Source organism: Paenibacillus sp. HJGM_3, assembly GCF_045062745.1.
In the GTDB taxonomy this organism is placed as follows: domain Bacteria; phylum Bacillota; class Bacilli; order Paenibacillales; family NBRC-103111; genus Paenibacillus_AA.
In genome coordinates this window covers 76,522-95,411 of record NZ_JBJGED010000017.1, presented here as the reverse complement: position 1 = coordinate 95,411, position 18,890 = coordinate 76,522, and the positions used below count along the sequence as shown (strand labels likewise).

The 18,890-nt window shown below is 54.0% G+C and carries 31 protein-coding genes; 28 read left to right on the top strand and 3 right to left on the bottom strand.

Annotated elements, in window-relative coordinates; all coding sequences use genetic code 11:
- The first annotated feature begins 56 nt into the window (after positions 1-56).
- Both ACI5FR_RS19170 and ACI5FR_RS19165 read left to right on the top strand, forming a co-directional pair.
- On the top strand, positions 57-350 hold the full coding sequence (locus ACI5FR_RS19170) for a hypothetical protein (protein ID WP_405457197.1): 294 nt from the start codon (positions 57-59) through the stop codon (positions 348-350).
- A gap of 39 nt (positions 351-389) precedes the next feature.
- Positions 390-1,277 carry a YitT family protein gene (locus ACI5FR_RS19165; protein WP_405457297.1) on the top strand — a complete coding sequence of 296 codons (888 nt, stop codon included), beginning with the start codon at positions 390-392 and terminating at the stop codon, positions 1,275-1,277.
- On the opposite strand, the gene ACI5FR_RS19160 is transcribed toward ACI5FR_RS19165, so the two are convergent.
- The gene (locus tag ACI5FR_RS19160) at positions 1,274-1,804 is read right to left on the bottom strand and encodes a GNAT family N-acetyltransferase (RefSeq protein ID WP_405457195.1); all 531 of its coding nucleotides are present in this window, start codon (positions 1,802-1,804) and stop codon (positions 1,274-1,276) included. The genes ACI5FR_RS19165 and ACI5FR_RS19160 overlap by 4 nt on opposite strands.
- Positions 1,805-1,972: 168 nt before the next feature.
- On the opposite strand from ACI5FR_RS19160, the gene ACI5FR_RS19155 reads away from it, so the two are divergent.
- The 23 genes from ACI5FR_RS19155 to ACI5FR_RS19045 all read left to right on the top strand — a co-directional run bounded on the left by ACI5FR_RS19155 (position 1,973) and on the right by ACI5FR_RS19045 (position 15,046).
- A complete protein-coding gene (locus ACI5FR_RS19155) occupies positions 1,973-2,422 on the top strand; it encodes a hypothetical protein (RefSeq protein ID WP_405457192.1) in 450 nt (149 codons plus the stop codon).
- A 36-nt stretch (positions 2,423-2,458) separates the two neighbouring features.
- The gene (locus ACI5FR_RS19150; protein ID WP_405457190.1) at positions 2,459-2,767 is read left to right on the top strand and encodes a hypothetical protein; all 309 of its coding nucleotides are present in this window, start codon (positions 2,459-2,461) and stop codon (positions 2,765-2,767) included.
- Positions 2,768-2,772: 5 nt separating this feature from the next.
- Positions 2,773-4,128 carry a glutathionylspermidine synthase family protein gene (locus ACI5FR_RS19145; RefSeq protein ID WP_405457188.1) on the top strand — a complete coding sequence of 452 codons (1,356 nt, stop codon included), beginning with the start codon at positions 2,773-2,775 and terminating at the stop codon, positions 4,126-4,128.
- 57 nt (positions 4,129-4,185) lie between these two features.
- Positions 4,186-4,632 carry a DUF350 domain-containing protein gene (locus ACI5FR_RS19140; RefSeq protein ID WP_405457185.1) on the top strand — a complete coding sequence of 149 codons (447 nt, stop codon included), beginning with the start codon at positions 4,186-4,188 and terminating at the stop codon, positions 4,630-4,632.
- Between the two features lie 39 nt (positions 4,633-4,671).
- Complete coding sequence (locus ACI5FR_RS19135; RefSeq protein ID WP_405457182.1) at positions 4,672-5,514, top strand: sulfurtransferase; 843 nt, start codon at positions 4,672-4,674, stop codon at positions 5,512-5,514.
- A 169-nt stretch (positions 5,515-5,683) separates the two neighbouring features.
- Positions 5,684-5,920 (top strand): dihydrofolate reductase family protein, encoded by a 237-nt coding sequence (locus ACI5FR_RS19130; RefSeq protein WP_405457179.1) that lies wholly within the window; start codon positions 5,684-5,686, stop codon positions 5,918-5,920.
- A gap of 16 nt (positions 5,921-5,936) precedes the next feature.
- Positions 5,937-6,284 (top strand): dihydrofolate reductase family protein, encoded by a 348-nt coding sequence (locus ACI5FR_RS19125; protein ID WP_405457176.1) that lies wholly within the window; start codon positions 5,937-5,939, stop codon positions 6,282-6,284.
- A gap of 29 nt (positions 6,285-6,313) precedes the next feature.
- The gene (locus ACI5FR_RS19120) at positions 6,314-6,796 is read left to right on the top strand and encodes a winged helix-turn-helix transcriptional regulator (RefSeq protein WP_405457174.1); all 483 of its coding nucleotides are present in this window, start codon (positions 6,314-6,316) and stop codon (positions 6,794-6,796) included.
- A 16-nt stretch (positions 6,797-6,812) separates the two neighbouring features.
- Complete coding sequence (map, locus tag ACI5FR_RS19115; RefSeq protein ID WP_405457172.1) at positions 6,813-7,559, top strand: type I methionyl aminopeptidase; 747 nt, start codon at positions 6,813-6,815, stop codon at positions 7,557-7,559.
- A gap of 98 nt (positions 7,560-7,657) precedes the next feature.
- Positions 7,658-8,317: a type A chloramphenicol O-acetyltransferase gene (catA, locus tag ACI5FR_RS19110; protein WP_405457170.1), complete on the top strand. Its 660-nt coding sequence runs from the start codon at positions 7,658-7,660 to the stop codon at positions 8,315-8,317.
- Positions 8,318-8,416: 99 nt separating this feature from the next.
- A complete protein-coding gene (locus ACI5FR_RS19105) occupies positions 8,417-8,833 on the top strand; it encodes a GNAT family N-acetyltransferase (RefSeq protein ID WP_405457295.1) in 417 nt (138 codons plus the stop codon).
- Positions 8,834-8,862: 29 nt separating this feature from the next.
- The gene (locus tag ACI5FR_RS19100; RefSeq protein WP_405457169.1) at positions 8,863-9,195 is read left to right on the top strand and encodes an ArsR/SmtB family transcription factor; all 333 of its coding nucleotides are present in this window, start codon (positions 8,863-8,865) and stop codon (positions 9,193-9,195) included.
- On the top strand, positions 9,182-9,655 hold the full coding sequence (locus ACI5FR_RS19095; protein WP_405457293.1) for an SRPBCC family protein: 474 nt from the start codon (positions 9,182-9,184) through the stop codon (positions 9,653-9,655). The genes ACI5FR_RS19100 and ACI5FR_RS19095 overlap by 14 nt, the downstream gene beginning before the upstream one ends.
- 5 nt (positions 9,656-9,660) lie before the next feature.
- Positions 9,661-10,002, top strand: a complete 342-nt coding sequence (locus ACI5FR_RS19090; protein WP_405457291.1) for a YciI family protein — start codon at positions 9,661-9,663, stop codon at positions 10,000-10,002.
- Between the two features lie 3 nt (positions 10,003-10,005).
- Positions 10,006-10,338 carry a hypothetical protein gene (locus ACI5FR_RS19085; RefSeq protein ID WP_405457167.1) on the top strand — a complete coding sequence of 111 codons (333 nt, stop codon included), beginning with the start codon at positions 10,006-10,008 and terminating at the stop codon, positions 10,336-10,338.
- Positions 10,339-10,417: 79 nt separating this feature from the next.
- On the top strand, positions 10,418-10,594 hold the full coding sequence (locus ACI5FR_RS19080; protein ID WP_405457166.1) for a hypothetical protein: 177 nt from the start codon (positions 10,418-10,420) through the stop codon (positions 10,592-10,594).
- A gap of 116 nt (positions 10,595-10,710) precedes the next feature.
- Positions 10,711-11,256: a GNAT family N-acetyltransferase gene (locus ACI5FR_RS19075; RefSeq protein WP_405457164.1), complete on the top strand. Its 546-nt coding sequence runs from the start codon at positions 10,711-10,713 to the stop codon at positions 11,254-11,256.
- Positions 11,257-11,372: 116 nt separating this feature from the next.
- Complete coding sequence (locus tag ACI5FR_RS19070; protein WP_405457162.1) at positions 11,373-11,855, top strand: MerR family transcriptional regulator; 483 nt, start codon at positions 11,373-11,375, stop codon at positions 11,853-11,855.
- 20 nt (positions 11,856-11,875) lie between these two features.
- On the top strand, positions 11,876-12,319 hold the full coding sequence (locus tag ACI5FR_RS19065; protein WP_405457161.1) for an SRPBCC family protein: 444 nt from the start codon (positions 11,876-11,878) through the stop codon (positions 12,317-12,319).
- 21 nt (positions 12,320-12,340) lie between these two features.
- Positions 12,341-12,925 carry a dihydrofolate reductase family protein gene (locus ACI5FR_RS19060; protein WP_405457158.1) on the top strand — a complete coding sequence of 195 codons (585 nt, stop codon included), beginning with the start codon at positions 12,341-12,343 and terminating at the stop codon, positions 12,923-12,925.
- A 110-nt stretch (positions 12,926-13,035) separates the two neighbouring features.
- On the top strand, positions 13,036-13,584 hold the full coding sequence (locus ACI5FR_RS19055) for a dihydrofolate reductase family protein (RefSeq protein ID WP_405457156.1): 549 nt from the start codon (positions 13,036-13,038) through the stop codon (positions 13,582-13,584).
- A gap of 170 nt (positions 13,585-13,754) precedes the next feature.
- Positions 13,755-13,904 (top strand): hypothetical protein, encoded by a 150-nt coding sequence (locus ACI5FR_RS19050; protein WP_405457154.1) that lies wholly within the window; start codon positions 13,755-13,757, stop codon positions 13,902-13,904.
- A 569-nt stretch (positions 13,905-14,473) separates the two neighbouring features.
- A complete protein-coding gene (locus ACI5FR_RS19045) occupies positions 14,474-15,046 on the top strand; it encodes a PadR family transcriptional regulator (RefSeq protein ID WP_405457153.1) in 573 nt (190 codons plus the stop codon).
- Between the two features lie 62 nt (positions 15,047-15,108).
- On the opposite strand, the gene ACI5FR_RS19040 is transcribed toward ACI5FR_RS19045, so the two are convergent.
- Entirely contained in the window at positions 15,109-15,441 is a 333-nt protein-coding gene (locus tag ACI5FR_RS19040) for a winged helix-turn-helix transcriptional regulator (protein WP_405457150.1), read from the bottom strand.
- A gap of 226 nt (positions 15,442-15,667) precedes the next feature.
- On the opposite strand from ACI5FR_RS19040, the gene ACI5FR_RS19035 reads away from it, so the two are divergent.
- The 3 genes from ACI5FR_RS19035 to ACI5FR_RS19025 all read left to right on the top strand — a co-directional run bounded on the left by ACI5FR_RS19035 (position 15,668) and on the right by ACI5FR_RS19025 (position 17,520).
- Positions 15,668-16,111 carry a MarR family winged helix-turn-helix transcriptional regulator gene (locus ACI5FR_RS19035; RefSeq protein ID WP_405457149.1) on the top strand — a complete coding sequence of 148 codons (444 nt, stop codon included), beginning with the start codon at positions 15,668-15,670 and terminating at the stop codon, positions 16,109-16,111.
- 14 nt (positions 16,112-16,125) lie between these two features.
- On the top strand, positions 16,126-16,443 hold the full coding sequence (locus ACI5FR_RS19030) for a luciferase domain-containing protein (protein WP_405457147.1): 318 nt from the start codon (positions 16,126-16,128) through the stop codon (positions 16,441-16,443).
- A 78-nt stretch (positions 16,444-16,521) separates the two neighbouring features.
- Complete coding sequence (locus ACI5FR_RS19025) at positions 16,522-17,520, top strand: phosphotransferase family protein (RefSeq protein ID WP_405457145.1); 999 nt, start codon at positions 16,522-16,524, stop codon at positions 17,518-17,520.
- A gap of 486 nt (positions 17,521-18,006) precedes the next feature.
- Here ACI5FR_RS19025 and ACI5FR_RS19020 read toward each other — a convergent pair whose 3' ends face one another.
- Positions 18,007-18,885, bottom strand: a complete 879-nt coding sequence (locus ACI5FR_RS19020) for a carbohydrate ABC transporter permease (protein ID WP_405457143.1) — start codon at positions 18,883-18,885, stop codon at positions 18,007-18,009.
- Between the last annotated feature and the right edge of the window lie 5 nt (positions 18,886-18,890).

The window sequence follows — 18,890 nt, the reverse complement described above, 5'->3', positions numbered from 1 at the left end:
GTATAGCACAGATTATTAGGCGCTGCTTTCCAGACGGCGCGAAAAGGAGGCGTCGTATGGGCGTCAAGTTCGGCAGGGAGTATGAGGACATCATCGAGGAGTTGTCGGGCGCGCTGGGTCGGTTGGACAACGTGTACGACAGCTTGGAGATGGCGGAGGAAGAGTGGGGGCAATTGGAAGAAGAAGAACGTCTGGCGTGCATCCGTACGCTGGCGGACGACTTGTTCTATGCGCTAGGGTCGGATCCGGTCATGACGGTCGGGTCAGGCCGTATCAGCTACGATAGGGAGCACCATATTCTCAAGCTGGCGATTACAGACAAAGAGGTCCAGCTCATCTACCTAACTTAATCCGAGGGAGGAATCTGTTTGACCGAACAAGAAAAAAAGCTGTTTCAAAGCAATCCCGAAGCCCATCAGCAGCACGTTCGCCTCACGAGGGTCAAGTTTCTGAAAAGGGCGATTTCCATCATTCTGGGGGCCGCCTTCGTCTCGGTCGGGTTAGAGATTTTCCTCGTCCCGAACAATATCATCGATGGCGGCATCGTCGGCGTGTCGATTATCGTGTCCCATCTCTCGGGACTCCCCCTCGGCATCTTTCTATTCCTGCTTAACTTGCCGTTCTTGTTCATCGGGTATAAGCAGATCGGCAAGACGTTCGCGATCTCCACATTATTCGCCGTAGCGCTTATGTCGATCGGCACCGCGCTCTTGCATCCCGTACCGCCGCTCACGATCGAGCCGCTGCTCGCCACCGTGTTCGGAGGCATCATCCTCGGGATCGGTGTCGGCCTCGTCATCCGGGCCGGCGGGTCCCTGGACGGGACAGAGATTGTCGCGATTCTGGTGAATAAGAAAAGCCCGTTCTCCGTCGGCGAGACGGTCATGTTCATCAACATCTTCATTCTCGGCAGCGCCGGCTTCGTCTTCGGCTGGGATCAAGCCATGTATTCGCTCATCGCTTACTACATAGCGTTCAAGATGATCGATATGACGATCGAGGGCTTCGAAGAATCGAAGTCGGTCTGGATCATCAGCGACCAGTACAAAGAAATCGGGGAAGCCATTATTCACCGACTCGGCCGCGGGGTTACATACTTGAACGGGGAAGGCGGCTTCAGCGGCGACAACAAGCGCGTCATCTTCTGTGTCATCACCCGGCTCGAGGAAGCCAAGATGAAGTCGATCGTCGAAGATCACGATCCGAGCGCCTTCCTGGCTGTGGGCAACATCCACGACGTCAAGGGCGGCCGGTTCAAAAAACGCGACATTCACTAATGCCACTCGGCCCGCTCCGGTCGCTCATCTGTGCTAACCCTGCTTGACTCGGCGGCGACCATGCAGTGGTACCGGCCGTTCGTCCCGTCCGGCGAACGGCGGTCATACGTGTCGGTGATGACGAAGCCCGCGGCTTCATACGTGCGGATCGCGCGCACATTCCATACCAGCACCTCCAAGTCTATTTGCTTGGACGGTGCTTTTTGCTGCGCCGTGCACAGAATCGCTTGGACGAACGAGCGTCCCAACCCTTGCCCGCACAGGTCCGGATGCATCCCGAGGCCGAGGCGCGTCCATCCTTGCATCGGGAACAGCTGGGCGAAGCCGGCGAGTTGGCCGGTGTCCAGATGAGCGGCCAGATATTGCTGCTCGCGGATGCGCGGGTCGGCGAATTCGTAGCCGGTTTCGAGCATTTTGGCCCAGGTCGGCCAGTTGTAGACGTCATAGGGGGCAGGGTAGCGCCATAGCGTAAGGAGCCGCCCCTGGGATTCGGTTAACGGCGACAGCCGCCATTCGGCTTCCCGCATGAACTGGATCTCCTTTACTTTCTTGGTTTTTTTATGGGGCTTATCGCTCATTGTGACAGATGTTCTCATCATAAGATAATGGAGGTGAAACGGCAACTGACTTTGGAACCGGGTCCGAGGCAGCTGCGTATTATCCGAATATCAAAGCTTGAGAGGAGACTCGTTGCCATGGCCCGACTGGAGTACCGCCTGAACGACGAATCGCAGACGTATCCCGTCCTGTATTATTATGATTTTATCGATAAAGATGAAGTGTCGCTGCGCTTCGCCTGCGATTATTGGATCAAGAATAAGCGGGTGTACGAGCGGACTGGGAATCAAGTGAACGGCAGCAAATACATCATTTTCGTCCGGGAAGCGGTCGAGGAGCATGTGCTGGAGCAAGAGCAGGACGACCGGTATTGGGGAGGAATTTGCGTTGAGCTTAGGGAATTTAGAGAAGGAACCGACCGCTACCCGGTCGTGCACCGGTATGTGCTGCATGATGATGACGATGCGCTGCTGCTCCTGCAGAGCGACAGCTTGACCCTGCAAGGGAAAGTGTGGGCCCGGACCTCTACGGAGATCGATGAGGATCGGAAGGTCTATGTGTATTATGCGGTGCCGGAGCAAGGGTAGGGTACGCCACATAGACAGGGGAGGAGAGAAATAGGAATGGAGTGGAACGGTTCGAAAACCCGGAAGCTGGTCAGCCTGTTCGTTGTCACGACGCTGGCGATCGGCGGCGCGGGGTGCACGCGGTCCAGCAGTGCGAATGAATGCTATGACAGCAATGAGGACGGGTATTGCGACGACGACGGCAGCTATCATGGCAGCTCCTATTATTATCACAATGGACAGAAACGCTACACGAAGGCGAGCACGGGCGTGTCGAGCGGTACGCAGAGCTTGGGCAGCTCCGGCACGAGCTCAAGCGGGTCCAAGAGCGGAATCGGCAGCAGCTCCTCGTCCTCGGGCGGCTGAGGGCGATGGCGATGGCGATAGACACCGTGCGCTACCGAGGCTGGATGGGCGGAGGTTTGAATGAAGCTCGTGGTCAAGCTGAAGTCGAAGCTCAAGCTGGAGCTGGAGCTGATGCTTATGCTTATGCGGCGTGGCGAGAGCGGTTGTATGGACCGATTCGGGAGGCGGGCGTATTCGCCTGGGACCGGATGTACGGGGAGGAGTATGCGGTCGCTTCCTGCATTCGGATCAGCCCGGCGCTGCGAAAGGAGATCGCGGAAGCGACGGAGCGGCTCGGGGTCGTCTACAACCGGACACTCCAGATGGCCCGGCTGGGCGACGACGCTTTGTTCGAGGCATTGGGGCTGCCAAGCGAAACATGGGGTGCGGTCCGGGTAACCTCGTCGGACGCCTACCCGACCGTCATCGGGCGGTTCGATTGGGCGGAGACGGCGGATGGGCTGAAAATGCTCGAGCTGAACAGCGACACGCCGACCAGCATCGTCGAAGCGTACGAGGTGAACGGTCGTATCTGTGCGCAATTGGGGCTGCAAGACCCGAACGCGGGTATGGCGGCGCATCTGAGAGAAGCGTTGCAGGCGGCGGTCGATGCGTATGCGGCGCAGGGGCATGCCGTGGACCGAGTGGCGTTCAGCGCCCTCGACTGGCACGAGGAGGATGCGGGCACAACCCGCTATCTGCTCGCTAGGAGCGGTCTGACGCACGCCCGATTCGTGCCGCTCGCCGACCTGCGGGTGTTCGAGGACCGGCTGTGCGAGTGGCGGGGTGATACAGGGGTGCACGAGCCGATCGATCTCCTGTACCGGCTGCATGCGCTGGAGAAGCTGGCCGAGGAGCGGGATGAGGGCGACGGCTACCCGACCGGCGCGCATGTGCTGGACCTGATGGCGCGCGGCCGCCTCAGCGTCTTGAACCCGCCGGCGGCTTTCCTCGCGCAGTCCAAGGCGTTCCAGGCGCTCATCTGGAATTTGCACGAGGCCGGGGAATTTTACACGGCGGAGGAGCATGAGACTATCGAGCGCTACATGCTGCCGACCTATATGGAGAATCGCTTCGAAGGCGTGCGCCCTTACGTTAGCAAGCCGATCTTCGGACGGGAGGGCGGGGCCGTCACGCTGTACGGGGCCGATGGCTCGGTGCAGGAGAAGGACGGGGAAGCGCAGTATTGGGAGCAGCCGATGGTGTATCAGCAGCGAGTCGAGCTGCCGGTTGTGGAGCTGGAGACGGAGAAGGGGCTCGAGGCGTGCCGGCTGCTGTGGGGCTCGTTTCTGATCGGAGGCCGGGCTTCGGCGATCGTCGCCAGAGCGGGCGGGCGCATCACGGGGAACTTGTCGTACTATGTGCCGGTCGGGCTGGGATGAGCTTTTGTTGATGGAATCCTTATTATTTTTTATTCAACGTGTAAGGGAGCGATCGAATTGGCACCTGTTGAAACCCAATGGGATCATATTTTGAATTTCCTCGCATACTTGGGGGTGGCGCTGCCTGTGCTGGCGGTGGGGATCCTGGCGTTTCTCTTCACCACGCCGTACAACGAGTTCGGTCTGATCCGGGCGGGCGCTGAGACGGACGACCCGCAGAAGCAATTGGCGGCGAAAGCGGCTGCGCACGACCTGGGGGGCAAAATCATCGGGCTCAGCCTCGTGCTCGCCTCGGCGATCTACCACTCCGTCTCGCTTTGGGACTTGGCGCTTTGGGGCGTGTTGGGTGCGCTGTTTCAGGTACTCGTGTTCTACATCTTCGAATGGGTCACGCCGTTCAAGGTCGTCTCGGAGATTCCGAAAGGCAACGTCAGCGTCGGGCTGTTCGCTTCCCGGCTGAGCTTCGCGACCGGGTTGATTATGGCGGCCTTGATTAGCTATTAATCATCCTACAATTTAATTGGATTAAGGAGTGTGGATAGTATGCGCAACATCGTCCAAGCCAGCTGGCTGACCGAGCATTTGCAGGATCCGAACCTGGTCGTGGCGGACTGCCGATTCGCGTTGGGGCAGCCGCTCTCCGGGCGGGCGGATTACGACCGGGAGCATCTCCCAGGGGCCGTGTACTTCGACCTCGACCGGCAGCTGTCTGCCCCGGTCACCGAGCATGGCGGCCGGCACCCGCTACCGGACCTGAACGCCTTCGCCGCCGTGCTGAGCGAGGCCGGCATCGGCCCTAGCACAACGGTCGTCGCGTACGACGATCAAGGCGGGGCGATGGCTTCGCGCCTCTGGTGGCTGCTGCGCTATGTCGGGCACGAGCAGGTGTACCTGCTCGACGGCGGCTTCTCGGCCTGGAAGGCGGCCGGGTACCCCGTGACATCGGAGGCGACGGCTCCGCGAGCCGCCTCCGAGGTGTATCCCGTGCAGCCGCAGGCCGCTATGCTGCTGCGCGTCGAAGACATCCGGGCCCGGCTCGGCCGGCCCGGCGTGACGCTGATCGACTCGCGCGAGGCGCCGCGTTACCGCGGCGAGGTCGAGCCGATCGATGCGAAGGCGGGTCACATCCCGGGCGCGAAGAATCGTTTCTGGAAGGCCGCGCTGGACGAGCAGGGCCGCTGGCGCGACGCCGCCGGACAGGCCGACCGCTTCCGCGATCTCGACCCGGATGGCGAGATCGTCGTGTACTGCGGCTCCGGCGTGACGGCTTGCCCGAACGTGCTGGCGCTGGAGGAGGCGGGCTTCCGCAATGTGAAGCTGTACGCCGGCAGCTGGAGCGACTGGATCAGCTACGCTGACAATCCGATCGCGACGGGAGACGAGTAAGGGACGAGAGACCGCGTCGGACGCGGTATGAGGGCTGTGACAGGTTGTAAGCAAGTGACCTGTTGCGGCCCTCTCTGTTTTTATTGATGAGAATTATTGACAATTGGGCAAAGGTGCACTACTTTAATCTCAGTTGCAAAATAAAACTGAAATTAGAAGGAGTAATAACTTGCGTAAACTCATCGTCGTGAACATTATGTCTTTTGACGGGTACTCTGAAGGGCCAGGCAGGAATGTCATGGTTATGCCGATGGACGGGGCTTTCGATACATACAATCTCGAGCGGATGCAAAGTGCCGATACGGTGCTGCTCGGAGGGAACTCTTACCGAATGTTCAGCGGTTTCTGGCCTGCAATGGCTACTCATCCTGATGAACGCCTACGAATCGCGAGTTCTCGCGACTAACAACTCGGTTCAGAAAGTGGCTGTATCGAACGATCTCACTCTAGAGGATTCGGCTCCGTGGCGTGATACCACAACGATCATCGGCGGCAACCATGTCTATGACGAAATCGCCGCGCTCAAGCGCAAACCGGGCAAAGACATTGTGGTGTATGGCAGCCGGATCCTATGGAATGACTTGTTGGCTCATGGCTTAGTAGACGAACTTCATTTCATGGTTGGCAATGTGGTACTAGGCGAGGGGACCCCCATATTCGTCGAGCCGATCGCTTACAATGATGCAAAACTCACGCTCCGCCATATCGATACACGCAAGTTCGAAGGCTCTGAGAACGTCCTTATGCAGTACAATGTGGAGTACAAGTAGACGTTGAATAAACCTATGAGGCAAGTGGTATGATGAATAAAATACATCCGCGCCGTTCCTATTGTCCAATCAATCTGTCCGTTGAGGTTTTTGGAGACTCTTGGTCTTTGCTCATTCTCCGGGATATTGTATACTTTTGTAAGAAAACTTACGGAGAATTTGTGGGCTCAGAAGAAGGAATCGCACGCAATATTTTGGCTGACCGGTTAGCCAGGCTGACCCAACACGGAATTTTAATAAAAAAGGCTCATCCGGTGGATAAACGAAAAGATCTATACGAATTATCGGAGAGTGGTCTTGATGTGATCCCCATTTTGCTGGATTTGGCAGAGTGGGGGGCGAATCATAGCGATTCGACGGAACAGCTCCCCATGGAGTGGCTTGAGGTTGTACGAACACGCCGCGAAGAGGTCATTCAGCTCATTCGTGAAACGGTGCTTCAAGGCGGCGGGATTTTTGCAGGAGAGAACTGTGTGGCGGCGCGGCTGCTGACAGAACCCTCCAAACATTAAGATCGGAGGGATCCATATGACCATTCAAAATCAAGATGATCTTCATGGTCTTAAAGAAATCGGCAAACTTATCGCGCTCACAATCCAGGAAATGAAACGCTGCACACGGATAGGCATGACAACCCAGGAACTCGATGATATTGGGGGCCGATTTCTGAAGAAGCATGGGGCAACGCCCGCGCCCAAACAAACTTACAACTTCCCCGGCCATACATGCATCAGCATTAACCGGGAGGTTGCCCACGGCGTCCCGGGTAATCGAGTCATTCAACCGGGCGATTTGATAAACATCGATGTTTCTGCGGAGCTGGGCGGGTATTATGCGGATGCCGGACATTCCTTCACGATGCCTCCGCACAATCCATCGCTTGTGCGTCTATGTGAATACACACACTCAACGATGATGAAGATCATTGCTTCACTCAGACATGGAGTCAAATTAAATGAGATCGGGAAGATGATTCAGACGGAGGCGGCAAAGGGAGGCTACAAGGCGATTAAAAATTTGTGCAGTCACGGGATTGGGAAATCCCTGCACGAAGCCCCTACAGAGATTCTCCCTTTTTACAGCAAGCATGATCATCGGGTGTTGAAAGAAGGCCAGGTCATCACGATAGAGCCGTTTCTCTCAACAGGCGCCGAGTATGTAGTGGAGCAACCGGACGGATGGACCTATTGTGTGCCCGACAAGAGCTTCGTGGCGCAGCACGAGCATACCATCATCATTACTAGGGATCAGCCGATTATTGTGACGGTAGCTTAACGCGGCCGGCACAAACCTAGATGAGGAATGGGGATGAGGATATGGTGAAAGCAGTGGATCAACCCTCCTAAAATATAAAATTTTAGGAGGGGTAAGAAATGAATTTCAATCCGATTGATATGGAACGTTGGTCCAGAAAACCTTACTTTGAACATTATTTGAACCATGTCAGATGCACTTACAGCATGACGGCCGATATAGACATCACCCTGTTGCGGGAAGAACTAAAGTACAGGGGGATTAAGCTATACCCGGCCTTGATCTATATGATTACGACTGTAGTGAATCGCCACGGCGAATTCCGAACATGCTTGGATTCGGAGGGACGGTTGGGCGTTTGGGATCGGATGTCTCCCAGCTTCACCATATTCCATGAGCAAGATAAGACGTTCTCCAGTATTTGGACGCCCTACAGCGAGGAGTTTCAAACGTTTTATGAGCGCTACCTTCTAGCGACAGAGACGTACAAGAATGCAAAGCAGTTATTCCCGGACCCGAGTGAACCGCGGAACACGTTTCCCATTTCCAGCATCCCGTGGGTCAGCTTCACAGGGTTTAACCTCAATGTCTACACGGGGGGAACCTATTTGCTGCCTATTTTTACGATGGGAAAATATCGTTGGCAGGACAAAAAATTGCTGCTGCCTCTAGCGGTACAGCTCCACCATGCCGTTTGCGACGGTTACCATGCCGGCGTGTTATTTAATGAGCTTCAAGAATTAGCGGTCGGTTGTAAGAGTTGGCTGGAAGGCAAATAACCGTAAGAAGGCCGGGAAGCGTACCTCTACCAGGTGCCGCTCCCGGCTATCTGTTTATATTATCCATATAAAAATAGTTTAGAAGGGTGTTGGTTGAGCGTGATTCGCGAGATGACCATTCATGACTACGAGCAGATGATTCCATTATGGAACCAAATCGAGGGACTGGCCTTAAGTGATGCCGATTCCAAATCCAATATTGAAACGTATTTGAACCGAAATCCCGGGCTCAGCTATGTGTATGAAGTGGAGGGCAGCATCGTAGGAACGATACTATGCGGCCACGACGGTCGCAGGGGATTTATTTATCACGTGGCTGTGAATCCGCAATTCCGCAATCAGCGTATTGCCCAGCGGATGGTCGACGTTTGCATGAGCAAGTTAAAAGAAGAAGGCATAGACAAATGCCACATCTTCGTGCTGGATGATAACGAGGGCGGCAACCGTTTCTGGACTCGAACGGGCTGGGAGAAAAGAAGCGGGTTTTCCGTATATTCGAAGGACACCATAATGTAGTTTACACTTAATTAAGTTTGTGCTACATTATGATCATGATACAGCAAACCATCCTGGCATTGGCAGAACCCCGCCGTCGTGACATTCTCACTCTCGTGCATGAGCAGGAATTGGCCTCGAGTTCGATCGCGGCACACTTTGACATTACGCCATCGGCTGTGTCCCAGCACCTCAAAGTTTTGCATGAGTCCGGGCTGGTCACCGTGCGACGCGTGGGTACGAAGAGGTACTATCGCCTGAGGAGGGAGGGTCTGGTTGACATTAAGGCGTTTATTGACGGTTTCTGGGACGATGCGTTGCTGCGGTTGAAAGCGGCAGCCGAAGAAGAGGAGCGACGGCGGCGTGAAGATGGACGGGCTTGATCCCAATCCAATCATCAAGGAAATGTACATCGATTGCCGTCCGGACACTTTGTTCCCGTTTTTGATCGATCCGCAAAAGATGGTCATGTGGATGGGCAGTCAGGTCCTGCTGGAGCCTAAGCTTGGCGGGGCCTTGCGAATCGATTTCAATGGAACGGACATGGTTGCCGGACATTATGTAGAAGTGGAGCCCAATGAGAGAGTCGTGTTCACCTGGGGGTGGATCGGCTCGGATACGTTCCCGCCGGGTTCTAGCACGGTGGAGATTACATTACACGAGCAAGACAACGGTACGCTGCTCATCTTGAAGCATTCCGGTTTGCCGGCGGCTCGCAGGCCCACCCACCTCGCCGGATGGAATTACTACATCTCGCGATTGGAGCTTGTATTGCTGGGCGTTGAGCCGGGTCCCGATACCTTTGCAAGCCCAACTACAGATCCCAAGGGGGAAAGAAATTGAAGTACATGATGATGACCTACGAATCCAAGGAAGACTTCGCAGCGAGGACAGACGAGGCCCGGAAGGAGCAGTATTGGTCGGGGTGGAGGTCCTTCATCCAATCGATGAAAGACGCGGGTGTTCTCTTCTATCCGGGCAACGTTCTGCAGCCTAATCACACCGCTACAACCGTGAGTGCGGTCGATGGTAATGTTCAAGCAAGTGAAGGCGCTTATGCGTCCGATGCCTTACTTTCGTTTAGCGGCTACTTCATCATAGATGTACCGGATCTTGACGAAGCTGTACGGTGGGCATCTCTCGCTCCGGCGGTCGTGCGGGGAACGGTTGAATTGCGGCCGGTCCTGTAAACGATGAGCGGATCGATTACATATGAGGAGATCGTGCAGATATTGTGCGAAGATCCGGAGGTTAGTACTACTGTTGAGGGCGGGATGAGGCGGTTCGGTGCTTCAGGGGAGTTGAGGGTCGGGGGCAAGATGTTCGCTTTTTCCTCCAAAGGAAGGTTGATCGTCAAGCTGCCACAATCGAAGGTGGCCGCACTCATCGCAGAAGGGCAGGGCCAACCTTGTGTGATGGGGCGGCGCACGATGCGGGAGTGGGTGGTCATCGGGCCTGAGCATCAGGTGGAGTGGCTCTCCATCGCGATGGAGTCCAAGAATTTCGTCTTTGGTAATGGGAAATAGAGACTAAGCAAATGTATACCGTTTCCATACAAGGGGCATCCTACTGCTTGTTGTGATTCCTAACAAGGAGGTGTCCATTGTGGCCAACCCGCAAAACGAGTCGGCGAAAGCGGACGTGCAGTCGACCAAGTTGAACCAGATGCCTGTGCCGGGCAAAACGGATACGGAATTTTCCGCAGAAGAAGCGGCGGAAGTCTTCGAACAAAATCAAGCCTCTGCCAATACACGCGCTAATGCAGTTGAGAATCAAGAATAGGATTCCTAATACGTTTGAAGGGTGGGACGAACGGTCTCATCCTTTTTCTTTATGACAGGCTCCTAATCTTTTGCAATAGCGTGTCAAAACGGGCAAAATGGAGAAGGAGGTGTAGCATGATTTACATGGGAACCCCAAGATTAAGATTGCGAGACTGGATGGAGACAGACTTGGAGCCTTTCCGTCGTCTGAATGCCGATGTTGAGGTAATGAGGTATTTTCCTTCCGTGTTATCGAGTGAGGGAACCGACGTATTCTATGAGGCGATTCTGTCCGAATTCCAAGAATGCGGTTATGGGTTTTATGCAGTGGAGGTCAAGGAGAGCAACGAGTTCATAGGCTTTATAGGATTTCATAGAGCTACTTTTCCGTCGGATTTTACCCCGTGTATAGAGATCGGCTGGCGCTTGAAAAAAGAGGCCTGGGGAAAAGGCTATGCAACGGAAGGGGCCAGGGCCTGTTTGAAATATGGATTCAGCGATTTGGGGTTTCAGGATGTGTATAGCTTCACAGCGGAAGTGAATCAACCGTCGCAAAACGTTATGATCAAAATCGGGATGAGCTTTGTGAAAAGATTTAACCATCCCCGAGTGATGGACCAAAGTCCGCTCAAACCCCACGTGCTGTACCAGATCAACCGCCAGGCGGCGGGAGGAGAATAAGCCTTAGTTAGCTGCCTAGTCGATGGTGCGAGAAAAATACACTTGAACATGACGTGACGTAATCTTTTATACTGGGGTTACCGGTACACAGCTGGCGCAGAAAAAAGGGGATGATCATGAAACAAAGGTGGAAGGTTGGAGAGTTGGCCGAATTAGCGGGACTCACGATTCGAACGCTGCGGTACTACGATCAGATCGGCTTGTTCTCGCCATCGGGGTATTCAGACTCGGGCCATAGGCTGTATACCGAATCGGACATTACCCGTCTGCAGCAAATTTTGTCCTTGAAGGAGCTTGGCCTGTCTCTGGAGGAGATCAAATCCGTCCTGGCGGGGGACCACATAAGCTTGTTCGACATCGTGTCCCTTCAAATCGCCCGAATTAAGAAAAATCTGTTCGCTCAGCAGAAGCTGTTACAGGAACTAGAGCATGTGTCCAGCCTGATGGTAAGGAAGCAGCCTTTAACGGTCGAAGATTTTACCAAGCTGCTCGGGACGATGCGGATGAGTCATGAGAAGTTTTTTGCCGAGAAACGGGAGAATTGGAACGTCCATCTCGACCGGCTGGGAGCTATTCTGGACAAGCATCCGGAGCCATAACAGAAATGGAGGATCAAACAATGAAGGAATATTCCGTCAAACACGACACGTTCAGCATAGAGCGTAATTATAATGTCTTGCCTGCTGGGGTGTTCGCCGCATGGGCGGACCCGGCGATCAAAGCCAATTGGTTCCCGAAATCAGATGAGTTCGACTTCCGTGTAGGCGGGCGGGAGATCGTAAGAGGCGCTCCACCGGAAGGTCCGATCTATACGTCCGTAGCGACCTATCAGGAGATTGTACCGGACAAGCGTATCGTCTACACGATTAGCATCGACATGGGCGAGACGCGGATCTCGGTGTCGGTGACAACGGTTGAATTTAAAGCCGAAGGTGCAGGCACGAAGCTCATCTATACCGAACAATGCGCCTTCCTCGACCGTCTGGATTCGCTGGAGGATCATATGCACGGGGCGAAGGAGTTTCTGGACAGCTTGGATGCGGAACTGAAGCGCACCCATTAATTCAGGCGGAGGTGGGGGAGAGTGAGAAAGGTCATCGTATCCGAGTTCGTCACCCTGGATGGAGTTATGGAGGATCCGATCTGGACGGTCCCGTTCAATACCGATGAGCAGAATCAGCATAAGTTTGAAGAACTCCTGGGGTGCGACGCTCTGTTGTTGGGCCGGGTCACTTACGAAGGGTTTGCGGCCGCCTGGCCCAAAACGGGAGAAACGAACACGGTCGTCAATCCGGTCCGGGATTTCTCGATTCCGGAAGGGTTTGCCGAGCGAATGAACACGATTCCGAAGTACGTGGCATCCAGGACCAAAACTCCCGAGCAGATGAAATGGAACGCCAGCCTCATCCAAGGGAATCTCGCGGAAGAAGTGTTGAAGCTGAAACAGCGGCCCGGTCAGGACATTTTGGCCCTCGGGAGCCGCGAATTGGTGAACACGCTCATGCAAGAGGATCTTGTGGACGAGTATCGGATCATGGTATTTCCGGTTGTGCTCGGGAGCGGCAGGCATCTTTTTAAGGATCAGGACCAACTGAAGACGCTCCAGCACATCGCCACGAAGACTCTCCGTTCAGGCGCGGTGGAACTGACGTATCGACCGGCGAAATAGGATCACAGGCTGTTGCGTAAGCTACAGCCTTTTCTTTTAGCAATCGAAAAGAAACGATAGGCGGCCTTGTGCTCTATACTTAGTTATGAATCTGGAGTAGAGGTGAAGGAATGAGAAAGCTGATTGTGCAAGAATTTGTTACGCTCGACGGCTTCTTCGCAGGTCCTAACGGTGAAATCGATTGGCACATTGTGGATGAGGAATATGACGAGTACGCGAACCGGTTCCTCCACTCGGTGGACATGCTGCTATTCGGAAAAGTCACTTATCAGATGATGGCGAGCTATTGGCCTACGGCCCATCATGGTATTGCCGACTTTATGAATTCGATTTCCAAAGTTGTCGTTTCCACCAGCTTAGAAAATGCGGAGTGGCAAAATACCCGGCTGGTGAAAGAAAATGTGGTTGAAGAAATTACGCGCCTGAAGCAACAATCGGCTAAAGACATGGCGATCTTCGGTAGCGCCAGCCTCGCCTCAACATTGTTGTATGCCGATTTGATTGACGAATATCAGCTTACGGTCGCACCCGTTGTTTTAGGAGAGGGGAAGCCTTTATTCCGGGACGTTCAGGATCGAATCAACATGAAGCTCCTAAGAACGAGGACGCTTCAATCCGGGTGCATCCAGCTTCATTACCAACCGGGTGCCGCCCACTGATTGACGACTCGCGCGTTAAGGCTATGACAGGTTGCCGGCAGGCACGCTGTCCTAGCCTTCTTCGTGTTGAACCCTTTAAAGGAGTTTGGTCTCACCGAGTCGAATACTGATGCAACTAATCCATAACGGCTGAGGTGGATTCCATGATTAAGTGTCCCAAGTGCGCGAAGATGACTGAGCTTCAAAAGCAAAACTGTTCCCATTGCGGGGAAACCCTGGAGTTCACCGTGGCGGAAAAATTCGATCTTTTGGCCGAGTCGGTGGAAGTCGTGCTTAAGAAAGAAATGGCGCTTAGGAAGCTGAAGAAGAAATATCAATAGCGGAAGTATAACGGCGACTCCCGGTTTATTGAACTGCGCAGCCGGCTTCCTTTAAAGCCTTATTCATATTCTCTTTTAAGTCGTTAATGTAGGATTCGATTCCAACCGGCCCATGATCGATGCGATGGTAGTTTTCTACGGCAGTCATGATTTTTCCTTGATAAGTTTTGTGTATTCGGGGCGAATGCGGTACCTCACTTCGTGAAGGGGATCACCAAAGAACCGTTTCCCACCCCGTTCGGTCCGTCGGCTGTCCTGAATTTCGTCGCCGGCTGGGGCATGCTGGTGTTAGCGGCATTGTTCGTGCACTGGGCGGATGTGGATCAACATCCTACGGGGGCCATCGTCTTCGGAGGGTTGGGCGTCTTGCTCATGGGCCTGTTTCATACTGCCATTGGTGCCTTTGGACGGAAGGAATAGGGTCGCTCGGTTGATATACCTCAATTTCATTGTCAGCGGATATCCCGCCTCATTAAGCTACATTATGCTTCAAATTGGCTTATCCCGTTGATCCAATACTACGTCTATGATATATTACACACATGTAATATTACTCATGAGGGATGCTTATGAATCAGCTATCCAACGCGGAATTTTTACTGCTGCAGCTCATCACGGAGTTTAGCCAAGCTTCGGGGTATGAGGTGAATAAAGTCATCGAGCAGCGCGGATACCGGGAGTGGGCGAACATCGGCACGACTTCGATCTATATAGGATTGCAGAAGCTGCATGAGAAGGGGCTGATCCGATCGGAGCAGGCCGGCAAAAAATCCGGCAAAGGGCCTTCGCCGTCCAGATACGTCACGACCGAGGTCGGCATGGAGACGCTCAGGAGAGAGATTCTCCACAGTTTGTCGGCCACACGGGAACGGGATACCCGCTTCGCACTCGGCTTGGCGGCTTTGCCCTTCATAGGACGAGAGGAAGCGGTGGCAGCCCTGCAGGGAAGGCAGCACTTCCTCGAGGAGGCAAGCAGCCGGATCCGGCAAGCCTATGAATCCCAAGGGGGTCCGAACTTGCCGCTGCATGTCAGGGCTCTCTTCATTCAGCCCATGAACCTTATTGAGAGCGAACAGCAATTCCTCGTTCATCTCCTGCACGAGTTAACTGGAGATCAAGCCGGTCCTGCGTATGCGGATTGAAATGAAACAAGCCGGAGCTCCCAGATCGGGAATTCCGGCTTTTCGTATCCAACTCCGATTCATCAAGTCCACTTGGCCGACCAAAGCTTCATTTCCTTCAGGATTTGGTGAAGGTCCTGGCCCTTGGGGGTCAGCGTGTACTCCACCGTGACCGGCACGGTAGGGAAGACGTGGCGCTCCAGGACGCCTTTTTCCTCCAAATGCCGCAATGTGCTGGTCAGCGCCCGAGGACTGACCGACGGGATCAACCGCTGCAGCTCGCCGAATCGTTTGGTCCCGCAGAACAACTCCCGCAGCACGAGAAAAGCCCATTTGCCCCCAAGCACATCGAGGGTTCTTTCGATATTGCATTCGATGTGCTCCGGCATTTTCGGAACATAGTTGCTCGCTCCCATGAAGCATTCTCCTCCCTAAGAAGTTAGTTGTCTCTAGTATAGTAGGTATAGAGCGTATAATAAAGTGAGAATATTTTCTCTCCTTACATTATGAATCCTACTTCCTGATGATATTTCCTCCCAGGGCCTCCCGTATCGAGCGTATTTTCAGATAGTTGCAATAACAGTCCATTTAGCATACACTATAATTAGTTGCAATAACACCCTATTCAAGGAAGTGAATATAGTGGAGGAATCCTACGGCAAATATATCTCCGCCATTTACCGCCACCTCCAGATCCTGATCTCCGCTGAGCTGGCCCCTTATCGGATCGGAAGCGGACAATATATTTTTCTGATGGCGATCGCGGGCCGGGATCGAATGACGCAGAAGGCTTTAAGCGAGGCGCTGCTCATCGACAAGACGACGACTGCGAAGGCGATCGCCAAGCTCGAGGCGGAGGGGTATGTGCGGAGGGAGGCGGATCCGGCGGACAACCGGTACCAGCTGCTCTATTTGACGGAGGCGGGTCAAGCGGTAGTCCCTAAGGTTCAGGAGGCATTGGATCGGGTTAGACACACAAGCCTTAACGGGATCAGCGAAGAAGAGTATGGGCTTATGCTGAGTCTGCTGAAGAAAGTGCTCCGTAATGTCAGTGTCGAGGTCCGGAGCGGGGAGAAGCCCCTATAGAGGAGGAAGATGCAATGCGGACGAATCGAAAAGAAATCATTACGGACGAACTGCTGTCATGGCCGGGCGTACAGGTCCAGCCCCATCGGTTCGGCGGAATTGAATTCGCAGTCGGAGGGAAAGAAATCGGACACCTGCACGGCGATTACCTCGTCGACCTGCTATTGCCGAAATCTAGGCGGGATGCCGCTATCGCCGACGGAAAAGCCGAACCGCATCATATTTATCCGGACTCGGGGTGGGTGTCCGTTTATCTCAGATCTGAAGAAGCGGTTGTCCATGCGATTGAACTGCTGCGGTCCAACTATGAACGAATGTCTAAAGAAGGTTGATGCTTGGATGCAACGCGAGGTAATACAAGGTACGTCATAGTATTACCAGGTCATACTTGCTAACGTGGAGGTAGGAGCATGAATATTCGACTGGCGGAAGATCGGGTGAGGGAGTGGGCTGCCGCTAATTCAAAGGCACTTGGATTTCGCCGATCGCAGATCGAAGTCGATTATATCTGGAATCCGGGGGGCTTGGTGAACCAATCTTACCGTCTATCGGACGGTGAGCTGGTCTGCCACTTGAAGCTGGCTCCTGACCGGAATGCACCTCGTCTGCGACAATGGGCCCGGATCAGTGACCGATTGACGGACCATTATCATGCGCCGCGGCTGATCGGAGAGGTGACTCAAGAGCTTGTACCCGGGTATACTTACGGGCTGGTGTTTGAATTCGTTCAGGGAAAGCCGGTCAGCCAGATGGACGGTCCTCAGCCCGTGCTGGAGCAAGTGATGGATACGCTGAACGGATTGCATAGGGACAGGGAGATCCAGCAAGAGCTCGCAAATCAGACGTCTGCCCTCACTTATGCCGACGCTTTTTTCGAAGAATACATCAGCCGATACGAAGACGATATGGAGATCGTGCGAGCAGGCAAGCATCATCTTCCTTTCGTGACGGAAGCTTCCATAGTGTGGTTTGGTACGGAGGTAGAGGCCTTGAAGCAATTGGTAAGGCAGCACCCCTCATTCCAGAGCCCGGCAACCGATGTCGTCCACAACGATATGCATTGGGATAATGTTCTGGCGGTGGATGCCTCTTCCTTCTGGATCATTGACTGGGATGGCTTAACCGTGAATGGCGATGCGGCGATGGATTTCTCCGTGCTCCTCTGGCCGTTGTATCAATCGGGCAATTGGCCCTATTGGAGAGAGCGGGTCGTCGGGCTGGCGGGCCCTGAGATTCTGGATCGGCTTGAGCTTTATTTTCGGGCGAAGCTGTTGGATGACGTAATCGACCTCCTCGCCGATTATGTTGAGGCAGAGACTATGCCGGAGATCAAAGAGAAGACGCAGCAACGGGCTAAAGAAATTCATCTTCGGGCTTATTCGTCGTATCTGAAGTTGTATGGCAGGTGATTGTCCTTAAGCAACACGGTTCGCCTATCTCCGTTCAGTGTAAACTTGGCGGAGTGATATGGATAAGGTGATGGAACAACGCTATTCGTCCCGATACGACCAAATCCGGAAAAATAGCGTTCTGCGGCCGTGTTATTCGTACGTGTGGGCCAAAAAGGGGCAGGTCAATGGGGCTATAGCGTGATCCCAAAGCTTTATTTTTCCGCAATGGGTTGGATTTCGACGAATAGCATTACACGATATTGTTATTTGTACGGTCGCAGCATAAGCGGGACTAGAAAAACACTAAAACCATGCCCCTCAAGCTCAAATCCGTGTTCACTCAATGATGAGGATTGCATCTTTTTTACTTCCATGGCCCCACCTCCTACAAAGCTTCCGAAGAAACTTTATTCGAATCCTCTGCTTGAAGGGAAACCATGCCCGCCAGTAAATCAAAGCACCGCCATACGCACCTAACGGCTGCGCTGGCGGTGCTTTTTACAGTTACTCCTTCACCGCGCCGAGCACGATGCCCTTGACGAAGAAGCGCTGCAGGAGCGGGTAGACGGCCAGAATCGGAAGCATGGCGATGAAGATTTGCGCCGCCTTGACGCCGCGGTTAGACAACATCTCCAGATCCTCGAAATCGATGCCGGTCTTGCTCAGATCCTTCGCGACGACGATCGTCTGCAGGAGCGTGGCCATCGGCCATTGATCCGGAGAGCGCATGTACAGCACGCCGTCGAACCAGTTGTTCCAATGGCCGACCAAGGTGAACAGGGAGAGGGTGGCGATCGCCGGCATGGAGATCGGCAAGTATACGGATGTCAGAATCCGGAACGAAGTCGCTCCGTCCATAATGGCCGCCTCGTCCAATTCTTTGGGGAGGGACCGGTAAAAATTCATCATAAGAATGATGTTCCAGATGCTGAGCAGATGCGGCAAAATATACACCCAGAACGAGCCGACGAGCCCGAGTTTCTGATTCAGCAGGTAGTGCGGAATCAGCCCCGCGTCGAAGATCAGCACGATCAGGAAAAACCAGACGTAAAAGGTGCGGGCCTTAAATTCCGCGCCGCTCCTCGACAAGGGAAAAGCAGCCAAAACCGTGACCGCCATAGCCAGCACCGTACCGATGGCGCTTCGCAGGACCGAGATTTGGAGCGCGTTAATAAAGTTGCTGTTCTCGAACGTTTTCGCATAGTTGTCCAGATTGAAGTCGATGGGGAGGAACGTCACCAGGTTCGCTTCGGTGGCCGATTTGCCGCTCAGGGAGACGGACAGGATATGGAGCATCGGCAAGATACAAAGGATCGACACGAGAAGGAGCAGGGAGACATTGATATAATAAAACGTTTTATACGACGGGTTTTTATAATACATGCCAG